Annotated in this window: 7 protein-coding genes and 1 riboswitch; of the genes, 6 read left to right on the forward strand and 1 reads right to left on the reverse strand. The window is 38.9% G+C overall.

The genetic code is table 11. The features are described 5' to 3' along the window. Nucleotides 1-61 precede the first annotated feature (61 nt). From slmA to KO495_RS01820, 4 genes are all read left to right on the forward strand, one after another. The gene (gene slmA, locus KO495_RS01805; RefSeq protein WP_215978688.1) at nt 62-658 is read left to right on the forward strand and encodes a nucleoid occlusion factor SlmA; all 597 of its coding nucleotides are present in this window, start codon (nt 62-64) and stop codon (nt 656-658) included. Between the two features lie 46 nt (nt 659-704). After that, entirely contained in the window at nt 705-2,168 is a 1,464-nt protein-coding gene (locus tag KO495_RS01810; RefSeq protein WP_215978689.1) for an aminoacyl-histidine dipeptidase, read from the forward strand. A 350-nt stretch (nt 2,169-2,518) separates the two neighbouring features. After that, nucleotides 2,519-3,178 carry a response regulator transcription factor gene (locus KO495_RS01815; RefSeq protein WP_215978690.1) on the forward strand — a complete coding sequence of 220 codons (660 nt, stop codon included), beginning with the start codon at nt 2,519-2,521 and terminating at the stop codon, nt 3,176-3,178. 213 nt (nt 3,179-3,391) lie between these two features. Continuing rightward, nucleotides 3,392-4,756: a leucyl aminopeptidase family protein gene (locus tag KO495_RS01820; RefSeq protein WP_215978691.1), complete on the forward strand. Its 1,365-nt coding sequence runs from the start codon at nt 3,392-3,394 to the stop codon at nt 4,754-4,756. A gap of 117 nt (nt 4,757-4,873) precedes the next feature. Here KO495_RS01820 and KO495_RS01825 read toward each other — a convergent pair whose 3' ends face one another. Continuing rightward, nucleotides 4,874-5,236: a cyclic nucleotide-binding domain-containing protein gene (locus tag KO495_RS01825; protein ID WP_215978692.1), complete on the reverse strand. Its 363-nt coding sequence runs from the start codon at nt 5,234-5,236 to the stop codon at nt 4,874-4,876. Between the two features lie 281 nt (nt 5,237-5,517). Here KO495_RS01825 and KO495_RS01830 point away from each other — a divergent pair, with 281 nt between their 5' ends. Together KO495_RS01830 and KO495_RS01835 are read left to right on the forward strand one after the other, a co-directional pair. Then, nucleotides 5,518-7,581, forward strand: a complete 2,064-nt coding sequence (locus KO495_RS01830; RefSeq protein ID WP_215978693.1) for a S9 family peptidase — start codon at nt 5,518-5,520, stop codon at nt 7,579-7,581. A 203-nt stretch (nt 7,582-7,784) separates the two neighbouring features. Next, a riboswitch (cyclic di-GMP riboswitch) is annotated at nt 7,785-7,867 on the forward strand. A gap of 88 nt (nt 7,868-7,955) precedes the next feature. Then, nucleotides 7,956-11,774 (forward strand): DNRLRE domain-containing protein, encoded by a 3,819-nt coding sequence (locus KO495_RS01835; RefSeq protein ID WP_215978694.1) that lies wholly within the window; start codon nt 7,956-7,958, stop codon nt 11,772-11,774. Nucleotides 11,775-11,800 lie beyond the last annotated feature (26 nt).

Genomic DNA, 11,800 nt, shown 5'->3' on the forward strand with positions numbered 1-11,800 from the left:
TAAATACTCGTAAGCATGTCACAATTTAACGGATTTAATAATAACAAAAGAGAATATTTTTATGGTCGCCACACAAACTAAAAAAGCAAAGCCAAACCGTAAGCAGCAAATATTAGAATGCCTCGCGTTAATGTTACAAAGCTCACCAGGAGAGCGTATTACCACCGCCAAACTGGCTGCCGAAGTGGGCGTATCGGAAGCGGCTCTTTATCGTCATTTTCCTTCAAAAGCGCGAATGTTTGAGGGGTTAATCGACTTTATTGAAGAGTCCATATTCTCACGTATCAATCTTATTTTAGCCGACCACAAAGAAGCATTAGTACGCTGTCACCACATTTTACACGTATTACTTGTGTTTTCTGAACGTAACCCTGGTATTTGTCGCATTTTATCAGGCGATGCTTTAATGGGTGAAAACGAACGCTTACGTGGGCGTGTGCATCAATTATTTGAAAAGCTTGAATCACAATTTAAACAAGTATTGCGTGAGCGTAAGTTACGCGAAGGGAAAACCTTTTCAATTAACGAAGCAGCATTGGCTAACTTGCTAGTGGCCTTTGCTGAAGGTAAAATTAGCCAATATGTTCGCTCTGGATTTGAGAAAAAACCGAGCAGCGACTTTAATGAGCAATGGCAATTCTTAATGGCGAGTAAATAGCCCTAAATTCACACTTGTCCTGAATAAATAATACATAGGAAACTTAATGAGTACACTCTCACATTTACAACCTGCTAGCTTATGGCAACTATTCGAAAAAATTTGTAGCATTCCTCATCCATCAAAGCATGAACAACAGATCTCATTATGGATTCAAGAATGGGCAAAAGAGTTAGGCTTAACGATTAAAGAAGATGCGATTGGCAACTTGTTTATTAAAAAGCCAGCCACTTCGGGCATGGAAAATTGTAAAGGTGTTATTTTACAGGCGCACATGGACATGGTACCGCAAAAAAATAACGATACTGCACATGATTTTTTAACCGACCCGATCAAGCCTTATGTGATTGAGTCAGGTGACTGGGTAACGGCTGAAGGTACTACATTAGGTGCCGATAACGGCGTAGGCTTAGCTTCCGCATTAGCGATTTTAGCGAGTGACGATATCAAACATGGTCCGCTAGAAGTGTTAGTAACTATTGACGAAGAAGCAGGTATGAGTGGCGCTTTTGGTTTAGAAGCTGGCTGGTTAGATGGTGACATTTTAATTAACACTGATTCTGAGCAAGAAGGCGAGATTTACATGGGTTGTGCTGGCGGTATCGACGGCAACGCAAGCTTCAACTTAAGCTTTGAAGAAGTGCCTAGTGACTATCAAGCTTTTAACTTATCTATATCAGGTTTGAAAGGTGGGCACTCAGGGGTTGATATTCATACTGGTCGCGCTAATGCCAACAAATTATTGGTTCGATTTTTATTAGATGCGAGTAATGAATTTGATATTAGTTTAACTGAGCTTAACGGCGGCAGCTTACGTAACGCTATTCCTCGTGAAGCCAATGCCAGCTTTGTGGTTGCTAAAGATAAAGTAGAGCCATTAAAAGCAGCGTTAAATAATTATTTAGCCACTATTCGTCAAAACCTAGGGGCAATCGAAACCGATATCGACATGCTATTAATTTCACCTGAAGATTTTGACCAATGTTGGACAAAAGCAACTCAAGCGGCAATTTTACGCGCACTGAATGCTTGTCCGAACGGGGTTATTCGCATGAGTGATGATATTGAAGGCATAGTAGAAACATCATTAAATTTAGGTGTTATGCGCATGCGTGGCAACAAATTTAATGCCATGGTGTTAATACGTAGCTTACATGACGATGGACGTTTAGAAACGCAGCGTACGGTACAATCAGTATTTGAATTAGCAGGCGCAAATATAGTATTTTCTGGCGCTTACCCTGGTTGGAAACCTGATACGGATTCAGCCATTATGAATACAGTGCGCGATACTTACGAAAGCCTATTTAATAAGGTGCCTGAAGTAATGGTTATTCATGCTGGTTTAGAATGTGGCTTGTTTAAAACGGCTTACCCACATTGGGATATGGTGTCAATTGGTCCAACAATTAAGTTTCCACATTCTCCAGATGAAAAAATTGAAATTGCTACCGTTGCTCAATATTGGCAATTGTTAGTCGCTGTTTTAGGAAACATTCCGCAGAAGTAAGTATTTATTGCAGTGTAATAAATACTTAATTCAATGCCGTCTCAAAAGGTCATTCAATATTAAATAAACAATATTGAGTGGCCTTTTTTGTACTTACATTCACCATTTATACTGTATAGACTCAGCTAAAATTCAAATATTTATGAATACTCGAGACTACAATTACCACACATAGCTGCAAGCCAAACACTTATGCAACCATTATAAAATAAAATATATTTACTTTATAATCATAAGCTTACCTCAAATTTAGCAACTCATGGTAAAGCTGAATATAAATATCCAAACTATGATTTGTTATTAAATGAATTTCCGTTAGAATGGAGTAATCATTTTTTAGGATATTTGCTATGAATCAGCCAGAAAAAATTATAATAGCTGACGACCACCCTTTATTTAGGCAAGCATTACTCGGTACACTCAAAAGCAAACTTACGTATACGCAATGGCTTGAAGCTGAAACCATTGACGAGTTGAACGAGCAACTGAATGCACATAATAATAGTGATTTATTATTACTCGACTTAAATATTCCTGGAGCACATGGCTTTAATACCCTAATACACGTTCGTAACCACTTCCCCCAAATTCCTGTTGTAATTGTTTCAGCTCATGAAGATCACGATACTATTAGTAAAGCCATGAATTACGGTGCTGCGGGTTTCATCCCCAAATCAACCCCCGTCGATGGTATTTACACTGCAATTATCACGATATTATCAGGTCATACTTGGCTACCAGACACTTTTGAGCAATCACAAAATAATAATACCGATATTGATATAGCAGAGCGCGTTGCTAGCCTAACCCAGCAACAATACCGAATATTAATGATGTTTGCTCAAGGTATGCTAAATAAACAAATTGCTTATGATTTAAATGTTTCAGAAGCGACCATTAAAGCACATGCAACCGCCATTTTTCGTAAACTTGATGTCAGAAATAGAACACAAGCGGTCATTGCTATCGGTCAATTAGACCTATCTGAAGCTGGTTTCGAGTCTCGCTAATACTTAACACCCAGATTTAGCCTGCTAATTAAACAATTGATATTTAGTACACTCAAAGTAAGCTTAGATAAGTTTACAATATAGTAAAAAAACATAAATCCGAATTAATAATAATAGCGATGAAGCGCCTTACTCTATAGCCATCTTAGGTTACAATCAAAAGATGTATTTGCCTTATCGTTTCAAATAAAAACGGTTAGTTTAAGGAAGCTCATGAATAAACTATTAACAACAAGCAACACAGGTATTCCACTTTTCGTTATTGAAAAAAGCGCTTACCAAGGCTGGGTCAACGCCCAAAGTAGCAGCAATAAAAATTGGCTAACTAACACCAATTTTTCAGGCCAAGGGTTAGCATTATTTGCCAACGAGCAAGGCGAATTAAACCAAGCACTTTTCGTCGTCAGTGATGCGAATGATTATTTTGCTTGTGGCGAGTTAATTAAATTATTACCTCCTGGTCAGTACCTTTTAAATGCCGATAAAGCGCACCACAGTGCAATATGTTTTGGTTGGCTAATTGGCGCTTATCAATTTAATCAGTACTTCTCAACTGACAAAAATACCGCTTTTCCTTCACTAGGCGTTAACGATCAGACACTTATCGACAACACCATTAAATGCGTAGAAGCAACAGCATTAACTCGTGATTTAATTAATATACCTGCTGCTGATATGATGCCAGAGCATTTATCACAAGCAACCCAACAACTCGCTGATGAGTTTGGCGCACAAGTAAACCATATTATTGGTGACTCATTACTTGAGCAAAATTATCCAACAATTCATGCGGTAGGTCGTGCTAGCGTACATAAGCCAAGATTAATCGACTTAACTTGGGGTGATGATAACCATCCACAAATTACCTTAGTAGGCAAAGGCGTTTGTTTTGACAGTGGTGGTTTAGATATTAAACCCGCTGCTGGTATGCGTAATATGAAAAAAGACATGGGTGGCTCTGCTCATGTTTTAGGTTTAGCTCACCTTATAATGGCGCATAACTTACCCGTTAAGTTACGTGTACTTATTCCAGCGGTTGAGAATGCGGTTTCAAGTAACGCACTTCGCCCAGGTGACGTGGTAACTACACGTAAAGGTATTACCGTTGAAATACATAATACTGACGCTGAAGGGCGCTTAGTATTATGTGACGCCTTAGCTGAAGCAAATAACGACAAGCCCGAACTCATTATTGATTTCGCCACACTTACGGGTGCTATGCGCGTTGCATTAGGTACTGAATTACCAGGATTTTTCTCTACCAACGACCAAATTGCAGCAGATATTACCCAAGCTGGCAGTGCTATTAGTGACCCCGTATGGCGCATGCCATTACATAGCGCTTATGATGACTTATTAAGTAGCACTATTGCCGATATGACCAACTGCCCATCAGTACCTTTTGGTGGCGCAATTACCGCTGCTTTATATTTGGATAAGTTTGTTGATGATGATATTGATTGGTTACATTTTGATATTATGGGCTTTAATATTAGAAACTTATCAGGTCGTCCAATTGGCGGGGAAGCGTTTGGTATTCGTGCTGTCTTTAACTACTTACAGCAACGCTTTCAGTAAAAAGTCACCTTAATACTCCAAGACAGCGCCCAGCGCTGTCTTTTTTGTTCTAACTTACCGAAAATTATTACTGCACTTTCCAGACGATCTTAACGAACCAAATTAACACACTGATAATTATAAGATTTCTAACGGGGAAACTAATTTTTCTGTTGTATAAACTAATCGTTCAGCTAAACCTTCAATAATAGTCAAGGCAATATCGTTATTGCTTTTTAATAACGCTTTAAACTCTGCTTCACCGTAAGCTAATAAGTTAACATCTGAATTGGCGGTAGCAGTACATGAACGATCTCTGCCTGTTAATAGCGCCATTTCACCAAGAAAGTCACCTTTGTTAAGGGTTGCAATTGTTACTGATAAACCATTTCTTTCTTTGCTTAAACGGACTGTGCCGCTATTAATTACATACACCGCTCGACAGGTATCTCCCTCAGAAAAAAGTACCTCTCCTTTGCTTAATTCTACCCTGTTACTCATATGTATTTTCACCTTAAAAATGAGGATGTTCATCAACAAATTGAAGAATAAACTCACTGCTAATAAAAGTCTACCGTTATCCTATATATCCAGCTAGAGTTCAGGTTATCACTTGATACTAATAGTTTGCTTAAAAACAAAACCTGAATATCTATTTAATCTCGATTTACCTCCATTTCGTCGAATTTACTCCACTTTTTATTGGTTTAACGCTCAAAAAAACATAAACTCGAACAGACTTCACTAACATGCCTCTTTTTAGGTATATATTAGGAATATAAATGAAACATAAAATCTCTTATTTAAAACAAGCTTTAGCAGTAAGTTTAGGCTTATTAAGCGCATCAGTTTTTGCAACTGATAAAGTTATTACTGCTGAAAACTTAGCAACAATACAAAGTGTTGGCCAAGTGCAAGTTAGTCCAAGTGGTGACGAATTTGCTTTTATTCGCTCTGTGCCTCGTGAAATTTACGTTGAAAAAGATGGATCAAACTGGGGTGAGTTACACCTAGTTAATGATGAGGGTGTTGAACGCCCATTTATTACCGGTAAAGTAAACGTTCGCAGCATTCAATGGTCTGCAGATGGCGCTTTTATTTACTTCTTATCGAAAATGAACGGTGATAAGTTTACCTCGCTTTATCAAATTGCGGCCAATGGTGGTCAAGCACAAAAAGTATTATCACTAAAGGATACTAGCATTAGCAGCTATACCTTAAGTAGCGATAATAAAAAGGTTGCCCTGTTAGCGAAAAAGGCTAAAGATAAATCAGTTAAAAAACTTACTGACTTAGGCTTTAAAGCTGAAATTTATGAAGAAGATTTAGCTGATCAATTTTTATATGTAGTTGATTTAGCGATAACAGAAAAATCCATTACCCCTGAAGCGTTAGCGATTAAGCACTATGTTTCTGATGTACACTTTTCGCCAAATAATAAAAATTTATTAGTCAAAACTCAGCCGACCGCATTAATTGACGATAAATACATGAAATCGCAATGGCATATCGTTGATGCAGCAACGCAAACGGTTAACGTTTCTTTTGCTACCGAAGGTAAATTAGGCGCTGCTGAGTTCTCTCATGACGGTAAATATATTGCTATCCACGGTGCCGAAGACAAGCATGATCCAGCAACAGGTCGTTTATTTTTAGCTGACGTTAAAACAGGTAAAGTTACTGACTGGTTACCTAACTTCGCAGGTCATGTAAGTGACTTTGAATGGTCAAACAAGCGTAATGAGCTGTTTTTAGTTGCCAACGTAGGTCCGCAATCTGTTATCGCCAAAATTAAGCCTGGTAAAACATCGTATAAAGAAGTTGTTAAAGCGGGCAAATTAATTGCGGGTCGTTTAAGTATTTCAGATTCAGACAAAACAATTGCCTTAGGCGCAAATACAGCGAAACACCCAAATGAAGTATTTATGCTTCGCGGTAAAAAAGCATCTCGTTTAACTAATTCAAACCCGTGGTTAAACGACGTGGCATTAGCGAAACAAGAAATTGTGACGATAAAAGCACGTGACGGCGTAGAAATTGGCGGTGTATTAGTTTATCCACTAAACCATAAAGAAGGTCAACGTTACCCACTAATTATGTCGGTACACGGCGGCCCTGAAAGCCATGATAAAGATGGTTGGATCACCGCTTACTCTCGCCCTGGTCAATTAGCGGCAGCACAAGGCTACGCAGTATTTCACCCTAACTATCGTGGTAGTACAGGTAAAGGGGTTGCCTACTCTAAGTTAGGTCAAAATGATTACGCAGGTAAAGAGTTTGATGACTTAGTTGACCTAAAAAATCATTTAGTAAATATTGGTTTAGTTAACGAGAAAAAAGTTGGTATTACGGGCGGATCTTACGGTGGCTATGCGTCAGCATGGGGTGCAACTAAACTAACTAAGCACTTTGCTGCGAGCGTTATGTTTGTTGGTATTTCTAACCAATTATCGAAATTTGGTACTACTGATATTTCAAATGAAATGCACTTAGTACACGCACGTTCATACCCTTGGGAAAAATGGCAATGGTACTTAGAGCGCAGCCCTATTTATTGGGTTGAGCAATCAGAAACGCCATTATTAATTATGCACGGTAAAGCAGATCCTCGTGTACACCCTGCGCAATCAATGGAAATGTACCGTTATATGAAAGTACATGGCAAAACAGTACGTTTAGTTTACTACCCAGGCGAAGGCCATGGTAATAAGCGTGCTGCTGCTAAGTACGATTACAGCTTACGTTTAATGCGTTGGATGGACAACTACCTAAAGCATGACAATAAACCAATGCCTGCACACGAATTACCGCATGCGGCTAACTTAAAAGCTAAAAAAGAAGCATAACGCTATTAATGGGCGCATTGCGCTCATAATAATTTGTTTCAATAAAGGCCAGATTTTTTCTGGCCTTTTTATTGCTTTTTATTTCTGAAAGTCGCCAATAATGAATTTTTCATTCTCCTGAAATAATAGAAACAATAACAAGTTAGCTATTAACGGTAATTAAAAGTTTTTTCTGTATTTGCCTTATCAAGGAATGCGTGACTACACTGATAAAGCAAACCTAATGAAAGTTAGGGACGCAAAGCCACCGGTCTAAGGAGTACTCTACGACAGCGGGGTTGCCAATAATCTAGTAAGGATTATTGCCAGTTGCCACTGATGATGTATTTCTGTGACAGGTATGTTTGTAATTACATTTTAGGATGGGATGTTTCATGCATAGTCAACTGAGTTGCAACGCTAAAAAAACTAAAACGCTTACCTATAAATCATTCTTATTCATTTACCCTTTACTGACTCCCTCACTTTACTCATTATTTTTTTTAGCGCTCTGCGTAACTAGCTTTTCCAGTTTAGCTACTTCATTCAAAACGAAAATCAATGCAGCAAACAATGAAGAATTCTATCAACCTGACTACCCGTTAATTTTTGTCAGTGCTCCAATTAAAGTATTTGATAATACTTACGGTGGAGTCACAGGCACATACAAGTTAGGCACCGATGTACTCAGTGCGAATAACCCCAGCGGAGGTAATGAGTTATGGATTTTATTACCTAACGGCCAAAGTAAAAAACTATTTCCTTTAGAGATACACCTGCAACAGCAACTCATTGACACGCCTACAGGTATGTTAAATCAAGGCTCGGTCGTTGAGCCAAATTTATCTGAAGACGGTAAAACCGTTTATTTCAGTTACTTTCATAATGCTGACGATAAAACATACCAAAGTGGCTTACCCAAATTAGGCGCTGATATTTATAGTATTAACCTTGTTGATTTATTAGCTGACTACTCCTTCGCTCCAGAGTTATTAACCACTAAAAGGCTCACATACGCTAATACAAATGACAATAATGAGTTTGATATTTATAAAGATGCGATGAATTTACCCTTAAAACAAACAGGATCGCATAACTGGGGTAATGTCTATATGCACGCTGAAGAAATGCGCACCGATACCGGTTTAAAGCTTATTTACGTTAGTAACAAAAAACGCATCAGTAACGCCAATCTCGCTATGGGGTATGCCAATCATAACTTCAACTTATTTAGTGCTGATATTACTGATAATGGCGACTTAAAAAACCATCAACAATTTCAATATTACACAACGACATCAGCATTAAGCCCTAATAAGCTTCGAAATGGCATTGCATTTTCATATCAAGCAACCACAGAAGATGCCCGTCACTGGCAAATTCAAGGGTTAACATCATCAGGTAAGTGGTACCCTATTTTTGGCTATGGCAATAGCCCAGAAGCAGCGCACCTCAGTACCTTTTGCGTTAAAGGTAAAGGAGCTAACCCTGGCGATTACCTTATTACGACGAGCTACTACAACTTAAATAACAATGGCTTTGGTGCGCTACATAGTGTGAAATTATCAATGGCAGGATTAAACGCTTACGATAGACCAGATGCTGGAGTAGAAGTTCCTCGTCAACTTGGTGCAAAATTATTAACTAAAGGCGTAGATATTCATGACTTACCTTCAGATAGCCATAATGGAATATTATTAGGTAAATTCACTACTCCACGGTGCGGAAAGGCTGATGAACTCTTTTTTGCGCATACAAAAACGAGCGCCAATAACCGAGGTTTAGACTCAGAAAAAAGCAAAGGCGTATACGAATCCTATATCGGCTTTCGAAATGATTTAGAAGCCTTTGACCCGACTGAGTCCATCAATATTAATGCTAATACCGGCATTATAAAAGTCATCGAAGATGAATCAGGAACGGCTAATTTATTATGGCCGTTACCCGTTATCACTTGGGAAGAAAGAAGTGGTGATAAAGAACAAACTTATTCTGCGCCCGCGGTTGCTTCAGCGACTACTATTACCCCTGGTAGCCCTTTTGCACAAGTTGGAACCTCCGCTTTATGGAATACTGATCGTAAGCCTTTTGACTGCTGGCTTGGAGGGGATGGTAAAACCCCATTTAGCCCAAATAAAGCAAATAAAGACTATAACTCTGAACGTCAAGAACTGGTTAAGCAATCAGCACCACTCACGCGCGTACAAAACCAAAATGATTTCTGTGAATACCTTCTTCCTGAAAATGTGCTCGGAGTTGCAATTAATTTAACCTCAAACAAGCTAAAAAACTCTTACGCAAGCTACCGCTCAGCTGGTTCACAAACAAAAGAGACATCTCGCTTACTTGGTGTTTACTCTGTCGTCAATCAAGTTGATCAATCTTTTAAAGCAATTATTCCTGCTAACGTGCCTTTCGATTTTCATTTGTTAGATCGTGAAACTGGGCTTAAATTAACCGACACTCGTAGTTGGCACTCCCTAAAACCCGAAGAAGATAGAACAGATTGCGGTGGCTGTCATCAGCATGAAAAAAACAAAGCGATACCTTTTGAAGAAACATTTTCAGCTCAAAATGAAGCGCTAAATATGGTTGAGCAAACCTCATACATTGATTATGACGCACAATGTAACCCTGAAGTAAAAATTAGTAGCCTTGCCTCAATAGCACCTCTAGAGTGGGTAGCTGACATCTGGCCTGGATTTGATCGTAATTGCAGTGATTGTCACAACTCAACCATAAGTGAAAATACTCTCGCCTTAAAAGCACTGAATTATAATAACGAGCAAGATGCTTACAATATGCTTATTGCGCGCAAATTTATTAATCAAGCATTAGGCGCTATCGGCAGTCCTGCTTGGTGGGCCGCTCGTGGAAAAAGAACTGATGGGCGTGATAATGATTTAGAGAAATATCAAACTGATTACGATAACGAACAGTGGGGATTTCGACATAGCAATATTCACGGCTCTCAAAAGCCTCTTTGTAATGGCAACTCACCTGATGAAGCTAAGTGGGTTTACAAATTTGGCCACTGGATTGATAACTTCCAGCACAGGGATGTTAATAGTGGTGTTTTTAACACTAAACTAGATCGATATCATCCTACCGTCAGCAGCTCTATCGGTGGAAATTGTGCAGGCGGCGATCTTACTGTGGGTTGGTGGGATGACTCAGGAAAAATTGAACAACTTACTGTTAATATCAACGGCAACCTGGCACTACTTTTAAACAATCAAGCTAATAATTCTACTGAAGTTGCTATTGGCAACCTACAAGATAACGATAGTATTTATATTGAAGCTAAAGACTTTACGGGTAACACTCAGCGTTATGAAAAATCATTCAAACACTTAGTATCTGAATGTAATGCACGCGTTGCGGGTGAAAATGTCTTTTCAACAGCAAAACCTTACAGTAATGAACATGATTACACTGAAGAACAAACTGCATTGGCCAATGTATTAGCTAATGAAAAACTAGGTGCTGCTGACACAACTACCGAAAGCTTCAATCAAGCGACAGATACCACCAGTGCTCTCAGTGCCGATATTGATATTCCTATTGACGAAGGCGTTATTTTTAGCACTATTGAACTACCGATTCAGGCTGACGCAACCGTGAGTCAATATAACAGTTCTGAAAAGAAAATGAACTTTGGTGGCTCACAAGAGTTAAACATCGGCACAGGAAAAGCTCGTCGTATACTAATCAAAGCCGATTTATCTTTGGCTCCAGTCGAAAGAGAGTTACTTAAAGCAAGCCTAAAAGTGTTCGTCCTTCAAGCCAGTTACACATCTAGTCCAATGTTATTAGCGTTTGAAGTCAATAAACCATGGGTTGAGGGCAATAGAATTTGGGGAGGCATACCTAATGGTGTCACGTGGCTAGAGCATAATTATTTAGATCATGATTATAGTACTGAAAATGACTGGCTTATACCTGGCGGTGAACTTGATTTAACGAGTAACTATGGTTATGGAGAAAATGGGCTGATTAAGCGCGCGCCAATTATTGAAGGAGAGTGGGTTTCTTTAGATATAACCCCAGTAGTTCAAGCATGGAAGATCACCCCTGAAAGTAATCATGGCTTACTATTACGAGGAATAATGCGCGCGGGGAATTATATTTCCTTTGCCTCTAAAGAACACTCGGATCCAACCCTAGCACCTAAAATTGAATACCACTACGCTGGTGAACCAATAGCTAATTAACCTGAATTCGGTTTAAGAGATGTTTA

Source organism: Colwellia sp. D2M02 (genome assembly GCF_018860755.1).
Lineage (GTDB): Bacteria > Pseudomonadota > Gammaproteobacteria > Enterobacterales > Alteromonadaceae > Colwellia > Colwellia asteriadis.

What these genes read in the sequence shown, in the direction of transcription:
- slmA (WP_215978688.1), top strand. Translation starts at nt 62, where the DNA reads ATGGTCGCCACACAAACTAAAAAAGCAAAGCCAAACCGTAAGCAGCAA.
- KO495_RS01810 (WP_215978689.1), top strand. Translation starts at nt 705, where the DNA reads ATGAGTACACTCTCACATTTACAACCTGCTAGCTTATGGCAACTATTC.
- KO495_RS01815 (WP_215978690.1), top strand. Translation starts at nt 2,519, where the DNA reads ATGAATCAGCCAGAAAAAATTATAATAGCTGACGACCACCCTTTATTT.
- KO495_RS01820 (WP_215978691.1), top strand. Translation starts at nt 3,392, where the DNA reads ATGAATAAACTATTAACAACAAGCAACACAGGTATTCCACTTTTCGTT.
- KO495_RS01825 (WP_215978692.1), bottom strand. Translation starts at nt 5,236, where the DNA reads ATGAGTAACAGGGTAGAATTAAGCAAAGGAGAGGTACTTTTTTCTGAG.
- KO495_RS01830 (WP_215978693.1), top strand. Translation starts at nt 5,518, where the DNA reads ATGAAACATAAAATCTCTTATTTAAAACAAGCTTTAGCAGTAAGTTTA.
- KO495_RS01835 (WP_215978694.1), top strand. Translation starts at nt 7,956, where the DNA reads ATGCATAGTCAACTGAGTTGCAACGCTAAAAAAACTAAAACGCTTACC.